23 protein-coding genes are annotated in these 24,307 nt (G+C 68.0%); 11 read left to right on the top strand and 12 right to left on the bottom strand.

Features of this window, described 5'->3' with window-relative positions; translation table 11 throughout:
* Genes MW290_RS29655 through MW290_RS29645 form a run of 3 tightly spaced genes read left to right on the top strand, consistent with a single transcriptional unit; the run spans position 1 to position 1,653 of the window.
* Complete coding sequence (locus MW290_RS29655; protein WP_310740139.1) at positions 1-345, top strand: DUF1840 domain-containing protein; 345 nt, start codon at positions 1-3, stop codon at positions 343-345.
* Between the two features lie 31 nt (positions 346-376).
* A complete protein-coding gene (locus MW290_RS29650; RefSeq protein WP_250197937.1) occupies positions 377-1,009 on the top strand; it encodes a YbhB/YbcL family Raf kinase inhibitor-like protein in 633 nt (210 codons plus the stop codon).
* Entirely contained in the window at positions 1,006-1,653 is a 648-nt protein-coding gene (locus MW290_RS29645) for a histidine phosphatase family protein (protein WP_250197936.1), read from the top strand. Before MW290_RS29650 ends, MW290_RS29645 begins: the two co-directional genes overlap by 4 nt.
* Positions 1,654-1,689: 36 nt before the next feature.
* Here MW290_RS29645 and MW290_RS29640 read toward each other — a convergent pair whose 3' ends face one another.
* The 7 genes from MW290_RS29640 to ruvB form a co-directional block, all read right to left on the bottom strand.
* Positions 1,690-4,917: a pilus assembly protein gene (locus MW290_RS29640; RefSeq protein ID WP_250197935.1), complete on the bottom strand. Its 3,228-nt coding sequence runs from the start codon at positions 4,915-4,917 to the stop codon at positions 1,690-1,692.
* Positions 4,918-4,924: 7 nt separating this feature from the next.
* Positions 4,925-5,494: a PilX N-terminal domain-containing pilus assembly protein gene (locus tag MW290_RS29635; RefSeq protein WP_250197934.1), complete on the bottom strand. Its 570-nt coding sequence runs from the start codon at positions 5,492-5,494 to the stop codon at positions 4,925-4,927.
* On the bottom strand, positions 5,491-6,591 hold the full coding sequence (locus MW290_RS29630; protein ID WP_250197933.1) for a PilW family protein: 1,101 nt from the start codon (positions 6,589-6,591) through the stop codon (positions 5,491-5,493). The genes MW290_RS29635 and MW290_RS29630 overlap by 4 nt, the downstream gene beginning before the upstream one ends.
* On the bottom strand, positions 6,578-7,036 hold the full coding sequence (locus MW290_RS29625) for a type IV pilus modification PilV family protein (RefSeq protein ID WP_250197932.1): 459 nt from the start codon (positions 7,034-7,036) through the stop codon (positions 6,578-6,580). The genes MW290_RS29630 and MW290_RS29625 overlap by 14 nt, the downstream gene beginning before the upstream one ends.
* Positions 7,036-7,536, bottom strand: a complete 501-nt coding sequence (locus tag MW290_RS29620; protein WP_250197931.1) for a GspH/FimT family pseudopilin — start codon at positions 7,534-7,536, stop codon at positions 7,036-7,038. The genes MW290_RS29625 and MW290_RS29620 overlap by 1 nt, the downstream gene beginning before the upstream one ends.
* Entirely contained in the window at positions 7,524-7,946 is a 423-nt protein-coding gene (locus MW290_RS29615; protein ID WP_310740138.1) for a type IV pilin protein, read from the bottom strand. The genes MW290_RS29620 and MW290_RS29615 overlap by 13 nt, the downstream gene beginning before the upstream one ends.
* Before the next feature lie 226 nt (positions 7,947-8,172).
* Positions 8,173-9,243: a Holliday junction branch migration DNA helicase RuvB gene (gene ruvB / locus MW290_RS29605; RefSeq protein WP_250197930.1), complete on the bottom strand. Its 1,071-nt coding sequence runs from the start codon at positions 9,241-9,243 to the stop codon at positions 8,173-8,175.
* Between the two features lie 49 nt (positions 9,244-9,292).
* On the opposite strand from ruvB, the gene MW290_RS29600 reads away from it, so the two are divergent.
* From MW290_RS29600 to MW290_RS29585, 4 genes are all read left to right on the top strand, one after another.
* Complete coding sequence (locus tag MW290_RS29600) at positions 9,293-9,673, top strand: DUF2946 family protein (RefSeq protein WP_250197929.1); 381 nt, start codon at positions 9,293-9,295, stop codon at positions 9,671-9,673.
* Positions 9,674-9,782: 109 nt separating this feature from the next.
* Positions 9,783-12,041 carry a TonB-dependent receptor gene (locus tag MW290_RS29595; RefSeq protein ID WP_250197928.1) on the top strand — a complete coding sequence of 753 codons (2,259 nt, stop codon included), beginning with the start codon at positions 9,783-9,785 and terminating at the stop codon, positions 12,039-12,041.
* An 11-nt stretch (positions 12,042-12,052) separates the two neighbouring features.
* Positions 12,053-12,583, top strand: coding sequence for a YcnI family copper-binding membrane protein (locus tag MW290_RS29590; protein ID WP_250197927.1), 531 nt, complete (start codon positions 12,053-12,055; stop codon positions 12,581-12,583).
* A gap of 23 nt (positions 12,584-12,606) precedes the next feature.
* Complete coding sequence (locus tag MW290_RS29585; RefSeq protein WP_250197926.1) at positions 12,607-13,074, top strand: copper chaperone PCu(A)C; 468 nt, start codon at positions 12,607-12,609, stop codon at positions 13,072-13,074.
* A 117-nt stretch (positions 13,075-13,191) separates the two neighbouring features.
* Here MW290_RS29585 and MW290_RS29580 read toward each other — a convergent pair whose 3' ends face one another.
* A complete protein-coding gene (locus tag MW290_RS29580) occupies positions 13,192-13,638 on the bottom strand; it encodes a PACE efflux transporter (protein ID WP_250197925.1) in 447 nt (148 codons plus the stop codon).
* An 89-nt stretch (positions 13,639-13,727) separates the two neighbouring features.
* On the opposite strand from MW290_RS29580, the gene MW290_RS29575 reads away from it, so the two are divergent.
* From MW290_RS29575 to MW290_RS29560, 4 genes are all read left to right on the top strand, one after another.
* Positions 13,728-14,615, top strand: a complete 888-nt coding sequence (locus MW290_RS29575) for a LysR family transcriptional regulator (protein WP_250197924.1) — start codon at positions 13,728-13,730, stop codon at positions 14,613-14,615.
* Between the two features lie 234 nt (positions 14,616-14,849).
* On the top strand, positions 14,850-17,678 hold the full coding sequence (locus MW290_RS29570) for a type VI secretion system Vgr family protein (protein WP_250197923.1): 2,829 nt from the start codon (positions 14,850-14,852) through the stop codon (positions 17,676-17,678).
* Positions 17,635-18,987: a hypothetical protein gene (locus MW290_RS29565; protein ID WP_250197922.1), complete on the top strand. Its 1,353-nt coding sequence runs from the start codon at positions 17,635-17,637 to the stop codon at positions 18,985-18,987. Before MW290_RS29570 ends, MW290_RS29565 begins: the two co-directional genes overlap by 44 nt.
* On the top strand, positions 18,984-19,985 hold the full coding sequence (locus MW290_RS29560; protein ID WP_250197921.1) for a hypothetical protein: 1,002 nt from the start codon (positions 18,984-18,986) through the stop codon (positions 19,983-19,985). Before MW290_RS29565 ends, MW290_RS29560 begins: the two co-directional genes overlap by 4 nt.
* Positions 19,986-20,091: 106 nt before the next feature.
* On the opposite strand, the gene MW290_RS29555 is transcribed toward MW290_RS29560, so the two are convergent.
* From MW290_RS29555 to MW290_RS29540, 4 genes are all read right to left on the bottom strand, one after another.
* Complete coding sequence (locus tag MW290_RS29555) at positions 20,092-20,502, bottom strand: hypothetical protein (protein WP_250197920.1); 411 nt, start codon at positions 20,500-20,502, stop codon at positions 20,092-20,094.
* Positions 20,503-21,037: 535 nt separating this feature from the next.
* Positions 21,038-21,610 carry a Holliday junction branch migration protein RuvA gene (gene ruvA / locus MW290_RS29550; protein WP_250197919.1) on the bottom strand — a complete coding sequence of 191 codons (573 nt, stop codon included), beginning with the start codon at positions 21,608-21,610 and terminating at the stop codon, positions 21,038-21,040.
* Between the two features lie 24 nt (positions 21,611-21,634).
* Positions 21,635-22,285: a response regulator transcription factor EmbR gene (gene embR / locus MW290_RS29545; RefSeq protein WP_046110945.1), complete on the bottom strand. Its 651-nt coding sequence runs from the start codon at positions 22,283-22,285 to the stop codon at positions 21,635-21,637.
* A gap of 42 nt (positions 22,286-22,327) precedes the next feature.
* A complete protein-coding gene (locus tag MW290_RS29540; protein WP_310740137.1) occupies positions 22,328-24,229 on the bottom strand; it encodes a sensor histidine kinase in 1,902 nt (633 codons plus the stop codon).
* Positions 24,230-24,307 lie beyond the last annotated feature (78 nt).

Raw genomic sequence — 24,307 nt, 5'->3', positions numbered from 1 at the left:
GTGAGTAGGCAACCGATGATCTACAAGTTCAAGTCCAAGGCGGCCAGTGACGTGATCATGATGGGGCGGAACGGCGACCAGGTGCTGCGCCTGCTCGGCCGCGAGCCTTCGGCCAAGGGCATCCTCGAAGTGGGCGACATGCCCGCTGCCGTGGCCGCGCTGCGCGCCGCGGTGCAGGAGGAGGAAGCGCGCCGCCAGGCCGCCGCCGAAGAAGACACCGACAACGAAGACGGCGCCCGCGGCAGCCGCGAGGGCGTGGTCTCGCTGCGCCAGCGGGTGTGGCCGCTGATCGAGATGATCGAGCGCAGCCAGCAGGCCGGCACCGAGGTGGTCTGGGGCGTCTGACCAACATCACAAGCAGCAAGGGAGCGAGCACATGAAACTCTGGAGCGACAGCTGGGCCAATGGCGAGCCGATTCCGCCGCGTTACGCCGCGGGCCGGCTGGACGACGCCGGTGGCGTGGGTTTTTCGGACAACCTCAATCCGCACCTGGCCTGGAGCGACCTGCCCGCCGGCACGCAATCGCTGGTGCTGGTGTGCCACGACTTCGACGTGCCCAGCAAGGGCGACGACGTGAACCAGCCCGACCGTGAAGTGCCGGCCGACCTGCCCCGCGTGGACTTCTTCCACTGGGTGCTGGTGGACCTGCCGCCTTCGCTGACGCAGATTGCCGAAGGTGAGTTCAGCCGCGGCTTCACCGCCCGCGGCAAGCCCGGCCCGGCCACGTTGCACGGCGCCCGCCACGGGCTGAACGACTACACCGGCTGGTTTGCCGGCAATGCCGAGATGGCTGGCCAGTACTTCGGCTACGACGGCCCGTTCCCGCCCTTCAACGATTCGCTGGTGCACCACTACGTGTTCACGCTCTATGCGCTGGACGTGGAGCGCCTGCCCGTGGAAGGCGCCTTCACCGGCCAGCAGGTGCGCGAGGCCATGGCCCCGCACGTGCTGGGCGAGGTGATGCACTCGGGCACCTACACGCTCAACAAGCGGCTGGCCGCGGCGTGACGCTGGCGACGCGGCTCATCGCCATCCGCCATGGCGAGACGGACTGGAACGTCGCCACCCGCATCCAGGGCCACACCGACATTCCCTTGAACGATGAGGGCCGCTGGCAGGCGGGCCGCCTGGCCGAGGCGCTGGCCGACGAGCCGCTGGACGCGGTGTACGCCAGCGACCTGGGCCGCGCGTACGAGACGGCCCGTGCCTTTGCCGAGCCGAAGGGACTGGCGGTGGGCACCGAGGTCGGCCTGCGCGAGCGCCGTTTCGGCACTTTCGAGGGCCTGAGCTTCGAGGAGATCGAGCGCCGCTGGCCCGACCAAGCCCTGCGCTGGCGCAAGCGCGAGCCTGGCTTCGGCCCCGAAGGCGGCGAGACGCTGGTGCAGTTCTATGAGCGGGTGGTGGCCACCGTGCGCGGCCTGGCGCTGCGCCACGCCGGCCAGAGCATTGCCGTGGTGTCCCATGGCGGCGTGCTGGACTGCCTGTACCGCGCCGCCACCCGGCTGGCGCTGGACGCACCGCGTACCTGGCAGGTGGGCAATGCCAGCATCAACCGCCTGCTGCATTCCGAAGGCGGACTGACGCTGGTGGGCTGGAGCGACACCGGCCACCTGGACCACGCGGTGCGCGACGCCGGCGCGGCCGCGCCTTGATCCTGCAGCGGCAGGCGCCCCGCCTGCCGCACAGCCTCAGCGGTCGCCGCGGCGGATCTGCCGCCAGGCGTTCTTGCGGTCGGTGATGCCGAAGTTCAGCGGCACCTCCGGCGGCGGGTCGGGCTGGGTCGCATCGCCGCGCTGGTACTGCGCCACGATGCGGTCGCCATTGGTGCCGCTGGTGCGCAGCAGCGTCACGCCCGAGGCCGAGGTCTGGCCCAGGTCGATGGCGGCGTAGCCCATGTCCTTGACGTTCTTGCCGGTCAGCACGTCCAGCACGAACAGCGAGGAGTTGGAAGCGCATTCAGACAGCAGCGCCTTGTTGGCCGAGAAGGCGATGGCGCCGAAGGCGATCGTCGGGTCGTTGATCACCTGCAGGTTGTTCGGGATGTCGATGTACCAGCCGCGGGAGTTGTTCCAGGCGAAGTCGTTGCCGGTGGCATCCACGGTGTTGTCGGTGTCGGTGACGAAGGTGCGGCGCACCAGGCTGTCGCGGGCCGAGCCCGACAGGGTCGTGCCGTCCTTGATCGCATAGAAGGTTTCGGTCGTGGCGCGGCCGAAGTCGCTGACGCCCAGCAGCCGGCCGGTGCCCACCAGGATCAGCCGGTCGCTGCCGTTGAACATGATCTCGGGCGCGGTGGTGATCGGCTGCGCCGTGTTGCCGTTCGTCAGCGTGGCCAGCTTGGTCGTGGTCTTGGCCTCCAGGTCGAAGTGCCACAGGTTGCCCTGCAGGTCGCCGCCGTACACATGCACCACCTTGCCGTCGCCTTCCACCGCGGCATTGATCTGGCCCAGGCCCAGGTCGCCGCTGCTCCCTCCGTCGGCCACGAAGGTGTTCAGCAGCGCGCCGGTGTCGGCATTGACCATGTACAGCCGGCCCTTGCCGTCGGTGCTGCCGTTGTAGCCCTGGGTGAACAGCGCCACGGTGCCGTAGCTGCGCGTCTGCACCACCAGCGGCCGGCCCACCGACTGGCCCAGCGTGAAGCTGCCGCCATTGCCGATGTCCCACATCACCTTGCCGGCCAGCTGCGCTTCCGTCAGGTCACGCGGGTCGGTGATGTCGATGGCGTAGTAGCCGGCGCCGGCGGTGCCCAGGCCCGCCACCAGGTAGCGCTTGCCGCCCACCATCTGCACCGTGGGCGTGCCGTCCAGCAGCGTTTCGAAGTAGTAGTTGAGGTTGGCCGTGCTGGCCAGCCGGGGCAGCACACTGCCGGGCACGTAGGCCCACAGCTCGTCGCCGGTGTCTGCGTCCAAGGCGTGCATCATGCCTTCGCCCGAGGCGGCGAACACCACCTTCGGCGCGGTGGACGCCACCGGCTTGGCATTGATCACCGGGCCGATCAACGAGCCGCGCGGGCGGTAGGCGGTGCCCTCGCCGGTGCGGCTGCCGCGGAAGTAGGCCGTCAGGCCGGCGCCGTCGGTGGCGGACAGCGTGGCGCCCACGTTGTCGGCGGTAAAGGCCTTGGCGGTACCGCCGACGGTGGTGACGATCACCCGCGCATTGCTGCGTGAGGCCAGCCGGCTGGCCGCCGACCAGAGGTTGGTGGTGCTGACCGAGCCGGTGTTGCTGTTCACCGAGTTGGCCGTGATGTCGCCTGTCCACACGGAAGAGGTGTACTTGCCCAGGTAGGCCTTGCCGTCGCCGCGCGCCAGGTTCACGGTGTTCACCGACACCTCGCTCTGCGCACCTGCCTGCTGGGCGATGTCGTTCAGCCCGCGCTGGATGGCGATGGCCGCCTGCGTCGGGTTGTCGGCCTTGTACATCTGGCCGCGGCCGTTGATGGTGGCGTGCCACAGGTCGTCGATGGCACTGGGCGTATCCGGCTGCGGGGTGGGCCAGGTGAAGCTGGTGGTGAAGGGGTCGGTGATGCCCGGCCACACCGTACCGCTCGCACCCAGCGTGATCGCATAGGTGTTCATGTGCAGGTTGGTGTTGCTGTCGGGGTTGCTGACCTGCTGGTTGGGCAGGGTCACGCGGCCGTCGGACAGCGGATTGCCGGCACCGGAGGTCGTGCGGTTGTTGCGCAGGTTGAGCGTGAAGTAGGCCAGCGCCACATCGGCCAGCGAACTGGCCGTGGTGGGTGCATACGGAAAGCCGCTGCCGTAGGTGGCGCTGTCGTAGCTGGGCGGCGCGGCGGTGTCGTTGGCGAAGCCGTCGGTCACCACGAAGGCGTTGTTGCGCTGGCAGCTGTACTGGATGGCGTTGGGGCTGCTCTTGAACTGCTCGCCGATGTACTTCAGCGTGGCCGTGGTGGGCGTGCCGCTGTCGGCGGGGTTGGTGTAGAAGACGCCCGCCACCCGGCGGCGGTTGGACGCATCGTCGCTGGCGTCGCTGTCGTACATCGACACGTTGCCGCTGCGGCGGTTGAAGGCCACCACGCCCACGCGCATGCCGGTCAGGTTGTCCAGCACGCTGCCCATCGAGCCGGCCAGCATCAGCTTGCGCTTACGGTAGTAGCTCCACCAGTTGGCAAAGTTCTGCAGCTCGGCGTCGTAGGCGGCGGTGCTGGTGTAGTTGGCCGCCTTGATCTCCACCTTGCGCAGCTTGCGGCCGTCCGGCACGCTCACGCAGCTGGTGGTCCAGGCCAGGGTGGCAGGCGCGGTGCAGCTGCTGTCCAGCACCCAGTAGGTGGCCGGGTAGTAGGTGGTGGCCACGGTGGCCGAGTTGGTGTAGACGTTGCCATCGGGCCGCAACATGCCCGGGCGGTAGTAGAAGTTGGCCGTCTGGTCGGCCGTGAGGTTCATGGTCACCGACCCGCTGAGCGCCGGGTGCGACTTGGCGGCGGTGGGCGAGGCGTTGCTGTAGGTCTGCAGCGCGCCGTCGTGGTAGGCCGGCTTCCACGGCGAATAGGTGATCGCCGGGTTGTAGTACATCGGGTTGAAGGTGCTCGAGCGCATCGCCGCGAACTGCGGCGAAGGCGGCACGCCGCGGCCCAGGGAGTTGTCGTCGGCAAACTGTTTGGCGCCCGTGCCCGTGCCGTTCGGAAACAGGTACGACATGTAGAAGTCGCCCTTGGCCAGCAGGTTGTTGCCGTCCCAGTAGCTGCGGTTGGCCACGTTCCAGTTCAGCACGCCGTTGTAGGCGCTGATCAGGATCTCCCAGTCCATCGAGCCCGAGTCGTCCATGCCGAACATGACGTTGGGCTTGACGTTGACGTCCACTTTCAGGGGGCGCTTGGCCACGTCGGTGGCATGCGAGGCAGCCGCAAACAGCAGGCCTGCCAGCGCGGTGCAGGCGACGGCGAAACGGGCAAGGGGCTTCATGGCGGTATCAGCTCTTGGTGACCAGCGACTGGACGAAGGTGCTCACGTCGGCCTGGCCGTCGCGGCCGATGGTGGTCACGCGCACGGTGATGCGGAATTGGCGGCCGGCCGGCGGGTCGTAGCTGCAGTCTTCCTGCTTGCAGGCGGTGGCGCTCTGCGGCGTGTTGGCCTGGCGCAGCAGGCATTCGCGCTGCGGGTTGGCCACGGCAGCCACGCTGCACTGGCGGTCGACGAAGTAGCGCACGCTGAATTCGTTGTTGCTGCCCACCTGCACTTCGGGTGCGCTTTCCCAGTTCACGTTCATCGGCACGCCGTCGGCATCGGAGGCCCGCTGCTGGGCCACGTACCAGCTGCCGTTGTCGGCGTCGGTGTTCACCAGTGCCACCACGCGTGCGAAGGCGGTGTTGATGCCCACCTCCGAGGCCTGCAGCGCACGGTCCTTGGTGGCCACGTTGCCGGCCACCAGGGTGCCCACCTCGGTCATGCGCGCCATCGACAGGCCGCCCAGCAGCATCACCAGCAGCAGCACCAGCACCACGATCAGCGTGACGCCTTGTTGGTCGCGGGGCCGCATCATGGGCGCAGCCCCACGATGTAGTTGCGCAGCGGAATCACCATGTCGTTGTTGCGGTAGCGGAAGCATTGCCAGGCGGTGCTGCCCATGTCGGTCGGCGTCAGCGTGAGGTTGTCGGCCGCGTCGAACAGCGGGATGGCCGCAGTGGTGGCTTCGCAGGACTGGCCTGCCTTGGGCAGCTCGGCCTGGGGGCTGCGCGTCACCAGGTTCACACGCAGGGCGCGCACGCGCTGCGCGTCGGCGGCGGTGGTCGGTTCGCCCCAGGTGCCGCCACCGGGCGCGGCGGCATCGGGCTCCACCCAGCCCTGGAGGGTGTCCGTGCCAAGAGCGACGATGCCCAGGCGCACCCGCAGCGCCACCACGTTGCGTACCAGTACCACCGTGGCATTGGCGCCGGCCTGCAGCGGCAGCTCCAGCTGCAGGTTGCCTTCGACCACTCGGTAGCGATGCCATTGCAGGGCGCCCAGCAGCGACACACGCGCGCCGATGGGATAAAGCGCCGGGTTGGTGATGGCGGCGCCCTGGTTGTGCAGGCCAGTGGCCGCGAAGGTGAGCGTCTGCGGCGTGGTCTCGGTGGACGCGACGACCGCGGTGACGCTGCGCGCAGTGCAGGGCGCGCCCAGTTGGGCCGGAGCCAGCAGCACCGCATCGCCGACGTTGGCGGGCAGGTAGGTCTGCAGCTCGGCCTGGCCCATGTTGGAGGCGGTGCGCAGCGCCACGTTGGCGCCGCCGGCCACCGCCGTGGCGTACACCAGATCCAGCTGGTCCTGGCCGCCGGAGCGCGTGATGCGCACGGGGGAGAAGTTCGCCTGGTCCAGCACCGTGGCGCCCACCCGCAGGTTGAGGCCGCTGCACATGTAGGCGCCATTGCCGAAGAAGCCCAGGCCGGCCTGCGCCGCGTCTTCCTTCATCTGCGCCAGCGTGGTGGCGCCGCTCACCACCGCGGCGCCGGCGCCCAGGCCCTGGCGCTGCATCGCGCCGAACACCATCGCGCTGCTGCTGGCGGCCAGGCCGACCAGCAGCGAGATGACGATGCCGATCATCAGCTCGATGATCGACAGGCCGCGCTGGGCGGCGCCCAGGCGTCTAGAAGCGCACATCGGTCACCACCTCCACGTAGGGGGCGTTGGCGTCGTCTTCACCCGCGTCCTGCTGCAGCTTGCCGGTCCAGCCCAGGCGGATGGTCAGGCGTCCGTTGGCCGCGTTGAGCGTGGACGTGGCAGTGGCCGTGCCGGGCAGCGCGGCCAGCGTGGCCGTGCGCCAGTTGTCGGTGAGGGTGCGTGCCGCCGCGTTGTCGCAGGTGCCGGCCGCCGGCGCGGTGTAGCAGGCGGCATTGGCCGGCCGGTCGATGCGCACCAGGTTGGCCAGCTGGTCGGCCATGCGCAGCGCCTGCAGGCGCACCTGGCCATCGGTGCCGGCCTTGACCACCTTGGCCTGGAAGCGCGACATGCCCAGCAGGCCGAACACCAGCACCACCATGGCGATCAGGGCTTCCAGCATGCCGAAGCCACGCAGCGCATGGCGGCGGGTGCGGGGCGTGCGCATCAGCTGCATTGCGATTGGATGGGGCACAGCCGCACGCCGCCGCCGGCTTCGACCACCAGGGCCGGGCAGCGGATGTCGGTGGAGCAGGTCACCCCGGTCTTGATGAAGTTGAAGGTCTGCGTGGTGCCGGCGGGCCAGGTGCGGCCTTCGCTGCCGAAGTCCACCGTGGCCGCGGCCGACAGCCGCACGCCGTCGGGCAGGGTCACGGTGCGCAACACCGTGCCGGCGTCGGCGGCCGCCAGGCCGACGCGGTCGATCACCTGCACCGTGCTGCCGTCGATGGACAGGCGCACGCGGCCGTTGCGCTTGATGGCTTCGCTTTGCGCGTACATGGCGCTGCTGTAGGCGCTGTTGCCGGCTTCGCGCAGGCGCGAGTTCTGGATGTAGTCGCCCAGGTAGGGCATGCCGGCCATCATCAGGATGCCGGCGATGGCCACGGTGACCATCAGCTCGATCAGCGTCAGGCCTCGCGCGGCGCGGCGGTGCATCAGGTGTCGCATACCGTGCCCTTGGTGGACCAGCAGGTGGCGTTGGTGCCCTTGGGGTGGGCCGTGGTGGCGCGGGTGCCGGCCTGGTTGACGGTGTAGGTGTAGCCGCTCATGGAACCGCTGCCGGTGGCGGTGGCGGTGTAGCCGTTGGTGCCGTTCACCGCGCAGGTGATGGTGAAGTTGGCGATGTTGGTGGGCAGCTGTACGGCACAGTTGCCGTTGTTGGCGAAGCTGCCAGTGTCCTGAAACCGCTGCTCCATGCGCACCTGGTAGCTCGACAGCGCGTCCAGCGCGGGCGGCACCCGTGAACGCTGCACATAGCTGTTGTAGGCCGGCAGGGCCACCGCCGACAGGATGGCCACGATGGCGACGGCCACCATCAACTCGATCAGGGTGAAGCCGCGTTGGCGGGACGGTTGCATGCTGGAGGTTCCTGGAGGTTCGAGGCCCGGCGGCGTTGGCCCGGGTTCGACCACGATGTCGGTCATCCAGCTGCCCGGCTTGAGCCCGCGGGCGCGCAGGGCGGATCAACGGCGGCATCGGGCCGACGAGCGGCGCACCGCGATCGTCGCCCGGCGTGGGCGAACGTGATCGGTGGAACAGGCGGGTGTGCCGCCCGTTGTTCAGGCGGCGCCTGGTGGGTCGGTGCTAGCTGCTGAAGAGGTCGCCACCGCCGCCGCTGGCCGGCGGGGCCACGCCCAGGTGGCGGTAGGCGGCCAGGGTGGCGATGCGCCCGCGCGGCGTGCGCTGCAGGTAACCCTGCTGGATGAGGTAGGGCTCGATCACGTCTTCGATGGTGCCGCTTTCTTCGCCGATGGCGGCGGCCACGTTGTCCAGGCCCACCGGCCCGCCGTCGAAGCGGTGCACCACCGCTTCCAGCAGCTTGCGGTCCATCACGTCCAGGCCGTGCGGGTCCACGTCCAGCATGGCCAGCGCGCGGTCGGCGATCGACTTGTCGATGCGGCCATTGCCCTTGACCTCGGCATAGTCGCGCACCCGGCGCAGCAGCCGGTTGGCGATGCGGGGCGTGCCGCGCGAGCGGCGGGCGATTTCGGCGGCGCCGGCGGCGTCGATCGGCGCATTCAGCAGCCCGGCCGAGCGGTGCACGATGCGCGCCAGTTCCTCGGGCGTGTAGAACTCCAGCCGCGCGACGATGCCGAAGCGGTCGCGCAGCGGGTTGGTCAACATGCCGGCGCGGGTGGTGGCGCCCACCAGCGTGAAGGGCTGCAGGTCCAGCTTGATCGAGCGGGCCGCCGGGCCCTCGCCGATCATGATGTCGATCTGGTAGTCCTCCAGTGCCGGGTACAGGATCTCCTCGACCACGGGCGACAGGCGATGGATCTCGTCAATGAAGAGGACGTCGTTCTTCTCGAGGTTGGTGAGGATGGCCGCCAGGTCTTTCGGCTTTTCCAGCACCGGGCCCGAGGTCTGGCGCAGGTTCACGCCCAGCTCGGTGGCGATGATGTGGCTGAGCGTGGTCTTGCCCAGGCCCGGCGGGCCGAACAGCAGCACATGGTCCAGCGCCTCGGCGCGCTTCTTGGCCGCGCCGATGAAGATCTCGAGCTGTTCCCGCGCCTTGGCCTGGCCCACGTACTCGGCCAGGCCCTTGGGGCGCAAGGCCCGCTCGATGGCTTCCTCGTTGGGCGACGACGGCGCGGCGCTCACCATGCGGCGCGCGGGCAGGGCGGAGGCGCCGAAATCGTCGGTCTGGATGCTCATGGCCCATTATCCCCAGCACCCTGGCCGCTGCCGCTAACATGCCGGCCCTGTGAACCCCACCTTCCGCCTTCACCTGCTGCGCCGCGCAGCCTGGCTCGCGCTCTGCGCGATGCTGTGGCTGGCCCTGGCGCCGACCGTGGTGCATGCGGTGGAGGCGGTGCAGGGCCCCATGCCCTGGGCGCAGATTTGCTCGGCCAGCGGCTTCAAGGCGGCGCCTGGCAGCCCCGCCGAAGCGGCCGATCACCTGAAGTCGCATTGCCCCTTCTGCGCGCTGTCGCAGCTGGGGGCCGCGCTGCCGCCGGCACCGGCGGCCTTCATCTTCCTGCCCGACGAGCGCGCGCACGAGCTGCCGCGGCTCTTCCTGCAGGCGCCGCACACGCTGCATGCGTGGCGGCACGCGCTCTCGCGCGGCCCCCCTTTCTTCGCCTGAACCTGCCTCGCCCGCCCGCCGCCGCGCGCCCCGCGTGACGGTGGGTGCCTGCCGCCGGTGGCGTGCGCCTCGCGCGCCGCGCCGGCCTGCCGTTCAGGAGATCTTGTTCGTGAACCAAGCCATTCCAAGGGCCGCGCTCGGTGCGCTGGCCCTGGCCGCGCCCGCCTGGGGCTTCGCGGCCGATGCCGCCATCGTCGAAGTGGTGGCCGGCCGCCCCAGTTCGCTGCCCACCCACCTGCCCACCACCATCGAGGGCATCACCGCCGCCGAGATCGCCGAGAAGATCAACGCCACCGACAGCGAAGATGCGCTCAAGTACCTGCCCAGCCTGCTGGTGCGCAAGCGCTACATCGGCGACTACAACCATGCGGTGCTGTCCAGCCGCGCCTCCGGCACCGGCAACAGCGCCCGCTCCATGGTGTTCGCCGACGGCATCCTGCTGTCCAACTACCTGGGCAACGGGGCCAGCTTCACGCCGCGCTGGGGCCTGGTGAACCCCGAGGAGATCGAGCGCGTCGACGTGCTGTACGGCCCGTTCTCGGCCGCCTACGCCGGCAACTCGGTGGGCGCGGTGGTCGACTACGTCACCCGCATGCCCACCCGCTTCGAGGCGCATGCCAAGGTGGGCTTCTTCAGCCAGCCCTTCGACCTCTACGGCACGCACGAGACCTACACCGGCTGGCAGACCAGCGCCTCGCTGGGCAGCCGCAGCGGTGCCTGGTCGTGGTGGCTGTCTGCCAGCCGGCTCGACAGCCAGGGCCAGCCGCTGACCTTTCCCACGCGGCTGCGGTCGCAGGGCGGCACACCCGCCGCCAGCGCTGTGCCGGTGACCGGCGCCGTGGCCGGGCTGGACAAGAGCAACCTGCCCTGGTGGCTGTTGGGCAGCGCCACTCAGTACCGCACGCAGCAAGACCAGGCCAAGCTGAAGCTGGCCTACGACTTTGCGCCCGGCCTGCGCGCCACCTATGTGGTGGGCCTGTGGCGCAATGATTCGGTGGGCCAGTCGACCAGCTATCTGCGGGATGCGGCCGGCCAGCCGGTGTATGCGGGGCCGGTCGTCATCGACGGCCGTGGCTACACGCTGGGCGCCACCGACTTCAACCAGTCGCGCGAAGGTCTGCAGCACCTGATGCAGGGCCTGACGCTGCAGCAGCGCAGCGGCGGCGTGTTCGACTGGAAGCTGGCTACCAGCGGCTATGACTACCGGCGCGACCGCCAGCGCGCGCCCACCGCTGCCAAGCCGGCGGCCGACGACGGTGGCGCCGGCCGCCTGACCGACCTCGGCGGCACCGGCTGGGACACGCTGTCGCTGGACGCCATCTGGCGGCCCGGCGGCGCCCACCAGCTGGAATTCGGCCTGCAGCAGGAGCAGTACCGCTGGCGCCAGGCCATCGGCAACACCGCCGACTGGATCGATGGCAGCGTCACCAGCCCATCCAGCGGCTTCAGCGGCAATACCCGGCTGCGCAGCCTCTATCTGCAGGACGCCTGGACGCTGGCGCCGCAGTGGAAGGCGCTGCTGGGCGCCCGCTTCGAGCACTGGCAGGCCTGGGGCGGCGAGAAGACCGTGGGCACCGGCGCGCCGGTTCAGTTCGCCGACCGCAGCGAGCACGCCACCTCGCCCAAGCTGGCGCTGGGCTGGCAGCCCTCGGCCGACTGGTCGGTGAAGCTGGCCACCGGCCGCGCGGTGCGCATGCCCACGGTGGCCGAGCTGTTCCAGGGCACGCCGGGTGACAACCCGCCGGTCAACAACCCGGCGCTCAAGCCCGAACGGTCGTGGACCACCGAACTGGCCTCCACCTGGAGCCTGGGGCCGCACCGGGTGCGTGCCTCGCTGTTCCATGAAGACACGCGTGACGCGCTGTACGCGCAGACCATCGCCGGCACCCAGCCGCTGGTCAGCAGCACGCAGAACGTGGGCCGCATCCGCACCCGCGGCGTGGAAGGCGTGTTCGAGGGCACCGACGTCGCCATCAAGGGGGTCGACCTGCTGGCCAGCCTGACCTTCGCCGATTCGCGCATCCTGGACAACGATGGCTTTGTGGCCAGTGAAGGCAAGCTGCAGCCTCGCGTGCCGCGCTGGCGGGGCAGCCTGCTGGCCACCTGGCGCGCCACCGAGCGGCTGTCGGCCAGCTTCGGCGCCCGCTACGGCAGCACCCAGTACGGCACGCTGGACAACAGCGACGGCCACGGCATGGCCTACCAGGGCTTCTCGCGCTACTTCACCACCGACCTGCGGCTGCGCTATGCCATCAGCAAGCAGTGGTCGGCGGCCTTCGGCATCGACAACCTGAACAACGCCGAGTACTGGAACTTCCACCCCTACCCGCAACGTACCTACAGCGCCGAGCTGAAGTTCGACCTGTGAAAGCCCGCACCATGAAGACGACGATCAAGACCCTGCTGCTGGCCGCCACCGCCGCCGGCCTGAGCCCCACCGCCAGCGCCCATGTGGTGCTGGACCAGCCGGCCGCGCTGGCTGGCAGCTATTACAAGGCCACGCTGCGCATCGGCCACGGCTGCGATGGCCGCGCCACCACGCTGGTGAAGGTGCTGGTGCCCGAAGGCCTGCGTGGCGCCCGGCCAATGCCCAAGGCGGGCTGGACGCTGCAGGCCACCAAGGCGCCGCTGGCCCGGCCCTACGACAGCCACGGCAAGCGCATCACCGAAGACGTGCGCGAGATCACCTGGGAAGGTGGGCCTTTGCCCGACGCCTGGGCCGACGAATTCAGTTTCGTGGCACAACTGCCGGCCCGGCCGGGCCCGCTGCCCATCCAGGTGCTGCAGCAATGCGGCAACGAAGCCCGGCTCGAATGGTTCGATGTGGCCGTGCCGGGCGCCAAGCCCCCGCGCTCACCTGCGCCCGTGCTGGAGGTGTTGCCGGGCGACGGCAGCGGCCACGCCCATTGATTCACTCACACAAGGAGAAAGACATGACGTTCAAGACCCGCCTCGCCACCGCTCTGCTGCTGGCCGTCGCCGCCACCGCCGCGATGGCCCAGCCCAAGGTGGAGGGCGCCTGGTCGCGGCCCACGGTGCAGGGCCAGAAGGCCGGCGGCGGCTTCCTGCGCATCGAAAGCCCGACGGCCGACCGCCTGATCGGCGGCAGCAGCCCGGTGGCCGGTCGCGTGGAACTGCACAGCATGAAGATGGAAGGCGACGTGATGCGCATGCGCGAGGTCGACGGCATCGAGGTGCCGGCCGGCCAGGCCGTGGCGCTGCAGCCCGGTGGCCTGCACCTGATGCTGATGGACCTGAAGTCACCGCTCAAGGCCGGCGACCGCTTTCCGCTGACGCTGAAGTTCGAGAAGGCGGGCGAGGTGCCGGTGCAGGTGGAGGTGCGGACCGCCGCGCCGGGTGGCAAGGCCGAGGCCGAAGGCCACGGCGCCCACAAACACTGACGGAGCCTTCAAGCTCGCTGCGCTCGCGGCCCCCAGGCCCTTGCAGAAGGGCCCTTTGGTCCCTCGGGGCGCGTTCCGCCTTGGGGCGGCCCGGCGGCGGAACACTGAGTTGCCCGTTCAGGCCTGCGTGCAGGCCTGCCCACCCGGCGCCGCCGAGGACGGCAGGCCGAACACGCGGTCGAAGCCCCAGTTGAAGACGAAGGTGTAGACCAGGAAGAACAGCACGAAGCCCAGGTCGGCCACCAGCGCCTCCCACAGGCTGATGTCCAGCCACCAGGCAAAGGTGGGCACCAGCAACGCCACCAGCCCGCCCTCGAAGCCCACGGCATGCGCGATGCGGCGCTTCAGGCTGCGGCCGCGCACGGCCTGGCGGGCCTCCCAGCGCTCGAAGAAGTGCGTGAAGGTCAGGTTCCACAGCACCGCGATGATGGAGCTCATCACCGCCAGCGCGCCCGAGTGGCCCAGGCCCTGGCCGAACACCAGCGCCAGCGTGACGGCGACGATGGTGATGGCGATCGCTTCATACAGCGTGATGAAGACGATTCGGCGCTTGATGCCTTGCATGGCGGTTGTCCTGCTTGTCCTTGGGCCGCCACTGTAGTTGCGCGGTGCTGATATATAAAGTCGTCTTCTTTCAGTTTCGCTGACAGATCATGGCCTTCACCGCCGACAACGTACCCGTGTTCCTGGCCGTGCTGGATCACGGCTCCTTTTCCGCCGCCGCCCGCGCGCTGGGCCGGGTGCCCTCGGCCGTCAGCATGGCCATGGCCCATCTGGAGGCCGAGCTGGGGTTGACGCTGTTCGACCGCAGCGGTCGTGAGCCGCGGCCGACGCAGGCGGCGCTGTCGCTGGCACCGCAGGCGCGGGCGCTGGCGGCGCAGGCGCGCCAGCTGCAGGCGCATGCGCTGGCGCTGTCGCAGGGGCTGGAGACGCGGCTCACGCTGGCCATTGCGCCCGAACTGCTCACCGCGCCCTGGAGCCACGCGCTGCAGGGCCTGGCGCAGGACTACCCGCTGCTGGAGGTGGAGGTGCTGGCCGCCCCGCAGGCCGATGCGCTGGCCATGCTGCACAGCGGCCGTGCCCAGCTGGCGCTGGTGTTCGAGCGGCCCAGCCTGGACGGGCGCGAAGGCTTTCAGGAAATCGGCGCCGAAACGCTGGTGCTGGTGATGGCGCCCGGCCATCCGGCGCTGCAGGCCATGGCGCCGGGCGAAAAGCTGTGTGAGCACCACCTGATCGACAACCGGCAGATCGTCGTGGCCGGCCGCGACCCGGCGCAGGGCGACAGCCGCTTCGAGTTCGCCCGCCACCGCTGGCGCACCGACAACGCGCTGGCGGCGCTGAGCCTCATCCTGGCCGGCGTGGGCTTTGGCTGGCTGCCGCGCAGCCTGGTGCAGCCGCACGTGGCGGCCGGCCGGCTGGTGGAAATGGCCTTCGAGAACCTCTCCAACGGCAACACCTTGTGGGTGGACCTGGTGTGGTCGAAAGAGCGGCCCATGGGGCCTGCGGCGCGGCGGTTTGTGGCGCTGATGCAATCGGGCTGAAGGTGCAGCATTCACAAGTGGCCCGATGAGATCAAGCCCGCCAGCGGTGCTGCGGGCCTCTTGATGGTGAATAGCTGCCTTGAAGGTCAGCCACGAGGGGCCGAAGCTGAGGACAGCCTGAGGGAGTTTCCAGGCGGTGACCGATAGGTCGTCACAGTTCCTTGCAATGGTTGTCTGGCTCGGCCCGAGTTCCTACGCTCGGTGCCTTGTTCCCCATACACCTGTCTGGCCGACATGAACCAGAGACGCCCCGCTGTACCCCTGTTCAGCGGCGAACGCGCGCTGACGATCACCAGCCCCGCGATCCCGCAGCACTTGGGCCGGCCGGCGCTGGTGCCCCTGCGGCTGAGTGGCCGCGAGGCGGTCAACGGCTTGTTCGAGTACCGGCTGGTGCTGCAGACGCCGGATGAGGTGGCAGAGCTTGGCGGCCTGCTGCGCGGCGCCAACTTCAGCCTGCCGGACATGGTGGGCCGCGAGATCTGTTGCGCCATCGAGCTGGAAGGCCACGGGTCAGGCCTTCTTGGGAACCAGGGCGCCGGCGAGCGCCAGATCAACGCGCTGATCACCGAAGCCCGCCTGCTGGGCGAAGACAGCCGGCACGCGCTGTACGAGCTGACGCTGCGGCCCTGGCTGTACCTGGCCACGCTGAGCACTGATTGCAAGGTCTTTCAGAACCAGACGCCGGTTGATGTGCTGCGCGCCGTGCTGGACGACTACATCTTCCCGGTCGAGTGGCGGCTCATCGAGCGGTACCCGGTCGTGGACTACCTGGTCCAGTACAACGAGACCGACTACCAGTTCCTGTGCCGGCTGATGCAAGCCTGGGGCATCAACCACCACTTCGAGCACACGAGCGGCGCGCACCGGCTGGTGCTCAGTGACCACAACGGCGCTTTCATGCCCTTGCAGGCGGATGACCCCGACAGCAGCTACCACGCCATCGCCTACTACCCGCCGGGCCACAAGATCGACGAGGAGTACATCCACGCGTTTGCGCCGGTGGACCGCCTGACCGCCGGGTCTTACGAGAGCCGCGAATACGACCACACGCGCCCGCGGGCGCAGCTGAGCGCCAAGGTTCGTGCGGCGCGCCCCACCGGCCAGGCTGGCCAGGCTGGCCAGGACGTGTACCTGTGGCGCGGCAGCCAGACCGTCGGCGAGGGTGAGGCCGCGGTGCACCTGCCCGCCAGCGACTGGAGCCAACCCAACCGCGGCGCCGACAAGACCGCGAACCAGACCGAAGCCCAAGGCCGCCACCTGGCCCGGCTGCGCATGGATGCCCTCCGGCAGATCGGCCACCGCGCCCGCGGCCAAGGCCATGTGCGTGGCATCGCCGCCGGCCACAGTTTCAAGTTGCGCGAGCATCCGCAGCACGCCGCCAACATCGACTACCTGACGCTGGCGGCGGACTTGGTGGTGGAGAACGTCAGCGAAGACACGGCGCGGGCTGGAGCGCCCAAGGCGCTGTCAGACGCCCAACGCCTCGGCGGCCAATGGCGCTGCACGGTGGACTTTGAGGTGCAGCCCGCCAGCGAACTGCTGCGGCCTGAGGCCACCCAAGCCAAGCCCCACATCCCCGGCCCCGAGACCGCCACAGTCTGCGGTCCTGACGCGGGCACGGCCGAAACCAACCTCTACACCGATCACCTCGGCCGCATCAAGGTCCAGTTCCCGTGGGACCGGTACGGTCCCAACACCCACAACAGCAGTTGCTGGGTGCGCGTGAGCAGCGACTGGGCCGGCAACCAGCTGGGCGGCATGCACCTGCCCCGGGTGGGGCAGGAAGTCATCGTCAGCTTCATCGGCGGCGACATCGACCGGCCGATCTGCACCGGCCGCGTCTACAACCAGGTCAACCTACCGCCGTGGGAACTGCCGGCCCAGCAGGCGCTCAGCGGCCTTCGTTCCAGGGAACTCACGCTCGGCGGCGGCAACAGCGCCGCGGGCCGCTCCAACCACCTGGTGCTGGACGACACCCACCAGGCCATCCAGGCGCAGCTCAAGAGCGACCACCAGCACAGTCAGCTGTCCCTGGGCCACATCACCCGCATCGAAGACCGGCAGGGCCGCAAGGATCACCGCGGCCAAGGCTTCGAGCTGCGCACCGACGGCCACGGCGCCATCCGCGCCAAAGACGGCTTGATCCTCAGCACCGAAGCTAGAAGCAAGGCCACAGGCCACGTCACCGATCTCAGCGAAACCATCGCGCGGCTGAACCAGGCCCAGGGTCAACACGACAGCCTGGGCCACCTGGCGCAGATGCATCAGGCTCAAACGCAGGGCGACCAGAACGAGGTGGCGCAGGCGTTGAGTGCGCAGAACCAAGGCATCGCAGGCAAAGCCCAGGAAGGCCGGTTCCCAGAACTGCAGGAACCCCACCTCATCCTCGCCAGCCCCGCCGGCATCGAGAGCACCACCGCCCAGAGCACCCACCAGCACAGCGGCCAGCACCACGCCATCAGCAGCGGCGGGCACACCAGCGTCAGCGCGGGCAAGAGCCTGCTGGCCAGTGCAGACCAGGCAATTCGTCTGTTCGCCTACAAGGCCGGCGTCAAGCTCATCAGCGCCACCAGCGGCATCGAACTCAAGGCCGTGGAAGCCAGCATCCACCTGCTGGCCAAGCTCAAGATCACCGCCACCGCGCAGCGGGTGCACATCGAAGCCCAGGAGGCGGTGACCGTCAACGGCGGCGGCAGCGCGACGCAGTGGCAGGCTGACGGCATCACCGAGAACACCGCCGGCACCTGGGTGGCGCATGCGGCGGTGCATGGCATGCCCGGACCGCAAAGCAAGGCGGTACTTGCACCGTCACTTCCCGTGGTCAAGGAACCGGCCAGGTTCCACATCCAGTTCCGCGCGGTCGAGCGCAACACCGGACGCTTGGTCGCGAGTGCGCCTTATCGCGTCACGTTGGCAGATGGGCAGGTGTTCTTCGGCAAGACTGACGAACACGGCATGACGGCGCGCATCCCGTCCGCCACGGCACAGGAAGCTCGACTGGAGTGGTTGACTCACCACGATGATGCGCCAGCCCTGGACGAGCACGACGAGCGGGGGTGCTGAAATGGGTGAAGCGTCAACCGTGGCCCGAGCGACGGCACGGCCCATCACCAGCAGTCCGGTCTGCGTCGTGGATTGCGCGATGCCGCTGATGGTGGAGTTCATCCTCCACAGCCAAAGCGGAGCGTTGAACTTGCCATACGCCGTTCGGGTGAACGGGCAGATCCAGCCGGCATACAAGGACAAGCCCAAAAAGCTCGCCCTGCGCCCCAGCGGCAGCATCACCGTCGCCGCGCGCTCGGGCGATGAAGTGGCACTGCACCTGGGCAGCGACGCCAGCGCCGATTGGCGGCTGGAGCCACTCTACGCAGTGCAGGTCGCAGACAAGAACGTACGTGTCCACATCCGCGAGAAGAAGGGCCTGCACGACGATGCGGCCTTGCTCGTTCGTGCCAAGAGCGCGCCGGGCCACCCGCAGGAGGAGTATGAAGCTGCGTGGACCGGGAATACCTGGATGCAGTTCAGCCACCGCTACACGCCCGAGGAAGTCGCCAGCCGGCTGCCGCCAGGCACGCATGCCGACGTCGCCGCGGCTGTCAAACGCATCTACCAGGTTCTGCTTCGCAACGAGCTGCGCGTTGATAGGGCGGATGCCCCCGGCCAACTGCAGCAGGTCACGCTGGAGTTCCCGGAGAGCGAAGCTGGCAATTGCCGCGACAACATCAAAGGCTTCGACCTGAAGAGGGACGGGCTGACCCGCGTGCATCCGGGCGGGTATGCAGCCTTGATCAATGCAGCCCTGGACAACGGCGTGCAACGCATGCGAATCAGCTCGTGCTGGCGTCCCATGCTGGGCTCTGTGGCCCACCGCTTGGGTTTGGGGCTTGATGTGACCTACATCGATGACGTCCACCTGAACCGAGAGGAACTGATCACCGGCAAAGCCAAGTCGGCCGGCGCCGATGCCAATGTGAGTGATGAAGAGCGGCGAAGGTATCTGGCGTGGATGGCTGCCAAGGAGGAGGTGAAGGTGGCGAAAGAAGAGAGGGATCGACAGCAAAGGGTGGGCGGGGATCAGGAGCAGTCTTCCGCGACGGATCGGCTCCAGGCGGCGCGAGCGGCGGAACGCAATAGTTGGATGCTATGGAATAGGGAGCGGGACAAGAATGAGCCGTTGAAGGTGCGGGCCTTCCGGCAAACCTTGTATCGGTGCGCTTGCGTGCGCCAGCTGTTTGACCCGTGGTACATCGAGGTTGACACCAGAGACCAGATCGAACCGATGCCGAATGAGCAAATCAAGGGTGACGCAATTCAGGTCTCCCACGCACATCATTTGCACATCACAGTGGAAGACGCGAAGGTGTTTCCATGACCATCCATCTTTACCGCATGCAGAGAGTCGCCATCATGGCATTGATGCTCGCTGTCCTCGCGCTGGGATGCGGTTCCGCGCAGTCTCAACCAGAGCTGCGTCCTAGGTATCTGGAGTGGATTCCAAGGCCCTGGGAGATGCGCTACTTTATTCATGTAGCGCCTGCGCACGTCTGGAGGCAGGCTCAAGCACTGGCAAGAAAATTCACCAGTGAACGCGACCAAGACCCTGCCACTCGCAGCCAATTTTGGTGGGAGCAGTACTTTGAGCCTGCTTATGTAGTAAACATACCGCATTGGAACTTGGCAAGCCAGCCCGAGCTTTCCAGGTACCCCAAGGATTTGGCAGTTGTCGTCATTCAGTTTGACAATGATGGATGGGTGATCACGCCACACAGCTTCGGTCGCTCTCTTCGGGGTCGAATCAACAACTCCAGCACGATGGCTGTGATGTTGTCCGCCGGGGATGACATCAATGCTCCGTATGCGTACCTCGACTGGTGGTATCTGGGTCACCGCGAAGACACACCCGATGGCGTTTCACCCGCGTTGTGCAACCCAGAGGCTCTAGCGTCTTATGCTGGCCCAAAAGATGAGAACTACGTCTACGGCAATTATTACCAGGCCGACAAGAGCTGGCTGACTACTCCGCCCTTCAACTGCCGCGAATGGTCCTGGCAGATGCAGGAGCCGGAGCGCCCATACATCGACGTGACCAGTTACGGCCGCCCGAATTCCAGATACAAGAAGAACTATCCCCACGGCACCTACATTCAGGAGTTCGTCGGCTGGAGCCGGTTCGACCGCCACAAACCCGTGATCGGCAAGCATGCCGATAAGTGGTACTGCCTGCATGAGTGCCCGCAGGGCGAACCCCCGGGGGAAATTGCCGACATCAAAGCATGGGCCGCGGCCAACGGCTGGCCTGTTCCAAAGCCGCCGACACGCATGCCGGTCTTCACGGACAACCCTCGGCGTAGAGGCTACTATCCCGAGTAGCGAGTGGGCGCTGACACGACGACTTATTTGCAATCGACCGCCGGCAGGAGGCAATATCACAGAGCGCCATGGGCCAGACCAGTGAGCCAACGCGTGATGGCCAGTATCATCGCTTTGTCACCTCGACCGGTCCCATGCCTAAGACCACGTAGCCAGTCGTGGAGGCTTCACGCTCGAGCACGGTACCGAGTGGCACTTTCAATAGGATGATCTTTTCCCTGGAGCCGTCGCGCACCTTTAGGCCAGAAAGTTGAGCTGCAATCAAAGGCCTGTCTAGTACGGAAAGAAGCCTCTGAATATCCTGCCTTGACGCAAGCTCCACCTCAAACAGGACGCTTGAGCTTTCCCCTTCTGAAGCCATGAGCTTGCCGGCGTTTGCTATCACTCGAAGCACGACAAATTCCGCGCCGCTGCGTTCCTTGGCTACATACGAGCCAATGAAATCGGAGTCGCTCGCCTGGGCCATGCAGTATCCAGAAACTGACAAGGCGGCGATGCTGTAAATCAGCTTCTTCATCTCGACCTCCAACGAATGGCGATTGGCTGCAACTTGGTGCGCGGCCGGGCAAGATCCCATTGCGTCACACTATAAGTTGGAAGTCTGGCACTTGTATGTGCTCTGTGTAATGCCAAAATTAACCGCCCGCGGGGCATGAATTACAAGGGAGATTAGTGCCGGAATTCAATGCGGCCGGCCTCCGCATTGAATGCTTGGTCAGAGTTTGGCCACTGAAAAGGCCAGCTGTGCCAATGCAGCAGCTATTCGCTCGAAACTAACAACGCGTGCTTCCTCAGGGAGCCCGAGCAGACGTTGGATTGAGATAAGGTCCCGTGACCGGCAGGGACATCGTCGCTACCTCTCGATAACGCTTGCACCTGCACCTGCACCTGCACCTGCACCTGCACCTGCACCTGCACCTGTGTCCGCGGACCCACGAGTCAAGATAGGCTTCGGATGAAGTCACGCACCGCAGTGCGAAGCTTGTTCCAGCAGGGCCGCCTTTGTGAAGCTGTACGGGCCAGCGCTCGCAGCTGCGCCCTGGCTTCTCCGCTCAGGACAGGGCCTTCAGGGCCTGCTTGATGCCTTCGCTCACCCCGATATCGGCCGGCAGCTTCTTCAGCGCAGCCGCGGCTTCGCGTTCGTTGTAGCCCAGGGCCACCAGGGCCTGCTGGATGTCGGCCTGGGCGTCGCTGGCCGGGGCTTCGGTGGGCAGCGCCAGGTCGGGGCCCAGCTTGCCCTTGAGTTCCAGCAGCAGCCGCTCGGCCGTCTTCTTGCCGATGCCCGGCACCTTCACCAGTCGACCGGCCTGCTGCTGGCTCACGGCCTGCGCCAGCTCGGCCACCGACAGGCCCGAGAGGATGGACAGCGCGGTGCGCGGCCCCACGCCGCTGATCTTGACCAACTGGCGGAAGGTGGCGCGTTCTTCGGCGGTGAGAAAGCCGAACAGGATCTGCGCGTCCTCGCGCACCACGAAGTGGGTCAGCAGGCTGACCTGGCCGCCGAGGGCCGGCAGGTTGAAGAACGTGCTCATCGGCACGTCCACCTCGTAGCCCACGCCGTGCACATCCACCAGCACCTGCGGTGGCGTCTTTTCGGCGATGACGCCGGTGAGTCGTCCAATCATGGCCGGATTATCCCGGCCCGAAGGTCATGACCGGCGGAACAGGCCCAGCCGTTGCGCTTCCAATGCAGCTTCCGCGCGCGAGCTGACGTTCAGCTTTCGGTAGATCTGCTTGACGTAGTCGGCGATGGTGTGGCGCGACAGGTTCAGCTGCACGCCGATCTCGGGCAGCGTGAAGCCCTTGGCCACTCGCAGCAGCACCTCGGTCTCGCGCTCGGTCAGCGACACATGCGGCATCAGGTCGGCCTGCGGCTTGGCCTGCTGCGCGAAGTGCGAGATCACGCGGCGCGCGATCGACGGCGACAGCGGCGGCTCGCCCTGGCTGATGCGCTGCAACTGCTCGGTGATCAGCTCGCGCGGCTGCTCCTTCAGGATGTAGCCGTAGGCACCGGCCTGCAGCGCCGGGAACAGGTGCTCGTCGTCGTCGTGGATGGTGACCACCACCGACTGCGCCTCGGGCTGCAGCTCGCGCAGTTTTTCCACCACGTCGCGGCCCGAGCCGTCGGGCAGCCCCAGGTCGATCAGCGCCAGGTCGAACTGCACCGCCTGCACCAGCGCGATGGCGTCGTGCACGCGGGCGCTTTCGGAGATTTGCGCGGTGGGAAACACCTGCATCACCAACGCCTTGAGCCAGGCGCGGATCTCCGGCAGGTCTTCGAGCAGCAGGATCGTCTTCATGGCGAGGCCTTGGGGGGAAAGAACGGTTATCGAAACCAGAGCCTAGGAACTTGAGCTGTGCGGTTCAAGCGGCAGGGTCAAACGGATCACAGTGCCATAACCGGGGCCGGATTCCACCAAACACTGGCCCTGGAGTTGTTTCGCGCGGTGTTTCATGCTCGACATGCCGTGTCCGCGGTCCAGTCGGCCGTCCAGTTCCAGCGGAATGCCCTTGCCGTTGTCCTGGATGACGAACTGGAAGTCGCCCTCGGCGATGGTGCAGCGCACCTTGCACTGGCTGGCGCCGCTGTGCTTGATGATGTTGCTCACCGCCTCGCGCAGGATGCGGGTGGTCTGCACATAGGCGCGGGCCGACAGCATCTGCGGCACGTCGTCGGTGGGCGAGGTCCATTCGCCTTCCATGCCGGCCTGGCCGAGGCGTGAGACCACCTCGGCTCGCCAGTCGCCCAGCGCATCGATCAGCCGCACCGGCCGGCCAGTCAAGCCGCGCACCGACAGCCGCATCTCCTCCAGCGCCTCTCGCGCCAGCGTGCTGATGCGCTGGTCGTCGCTGGTGTGCACGATGGTCAGCAGCTTGGCGCCCAGGTCGTCGTGCAGGTCGGCCGCGATGCGCTTGCGCTCGCGCTCGGTCACCTGTTCCACCCGCAGCTCGGCCAGCTGGGCGAAGTTGCGCTCGATCTCGGCGGTGGCCTCCTTCACCTTCTGCGCCAGCGTCTCGCGGCCTTCTTCGGCCACCTGCAGCGCTCGGCCGTGCTGCGAGGTCAGGCGCAGCCCCGTGGCCACGAACACGATGGGAATGGCCATGTGCGACAGCAGCTGCCAGCCGGTGGCCAGCGGGCCGCGCTGCTGCGCGATCTCCAGCCCGGCCAGTACCGCGGCGCCCAGCAGCGCGCTGCCGGCGGCCAGCATGCGCTGGCGCCGCGTGTGCCAGGTGCTCCACAGCAGCCAGCCCACGGCCACCGCCACCTCCAGCAGCAGCACCGCATACCAGAGCGTGGCCAGCGTGTGCAGGCGGTTGGCGCCGCCGATCAGCAGCGTGGCCGGCACCACCGCGCACTGCGCATACAGCGCGGCGCTGACGCTGGCCACCCGGGTGCCCGAATAGCGCAGCACGAACTGCACCGCCGCCAGCGTGACCAGCGGCATGCACGAGACCACCAGCAGCTCGGCGTCGTAATTGGGCAGCGGCATGTTGCGCCACCACAGCCGCGCCGTCACCAGCGCCCAGCCCAGCGACAGCGCGCCGAAATAGGCCAGGTGCCGCTCGCGGGCGTTGATCACGCCCAGCGCCATCAGCATGCCGCCCAGCAGCGCCAGCGTGGCGCTCACCGCCTGCGGCAGCGAGACGTCGATCGCGTACTCGGTGGCATGGCGGCGTGCCATCTCGTCGTACGGCCCCACCTGCAGCGCCGACAGCCCGCCCGCCCGCTGCCACGAAGCCACGCGCTCCAGCGGATGGCCGGCCACCTTGATGTCGATCAGGTTGTCGCGGTCGCGCAGCAGGGTCGACGGCAGCGCCACCAGCTGCGGATGCTGGCAGTTGTGGGTGATGGGCTCGCGCATGCGGCCGGCCACGTGCAGCAGCTGGCCGTTCAGGTACACCTCGGCGTTGGAACACACCCGCTCGATGAACAGGCCCAGCAGGGCGCCGCTGCCCTGCAGACCCTGCGCGTCGAAGGCGGCGCGGTACCAGATGGGGCCCAGGTGGCGCGGACGCGTCTCGGCCCAGTCGTCCGGCAGGCTCACCGGCCAGCTGGGCGTGGCCACCGGGAACACCAGGCTGTCGCCCTCGGCGCTCAGCGCCTGGTTCAGCGTGATGGGCTTGAGGCCGCCCGCGGCCGCCGGGGCTTCGGGCACCGCCCGTGCGGCGGCCACCAGCCACAGACTGGCCGCCAGGGCCAACAACAGGCCCCAGGCGAGCCTCAGGCCCGCCGATGAGTTCATGACACGAAGGCGGACATGGCGCATGGAGCGCGGATTGTGCAGGAGCCACCCCGTGAACCCGGGTACCGCTGCGGGCGC

The sequence above is a fragment of the Aquincola tertiaricarbonis genome (assembly GCF_023573145.1).
Lineage (GTDB): Bacteria > Pseudomonadota > Gammaproteobacteria > Burkholderiales > Burkholderiaceae_C > Aquincola > Aquincola tertiaricarbonis_B.
Note: the sequence above shows the minus strand (reverse complement) of the source record. Positions and strands in the feature narration are given on the sequence as shown.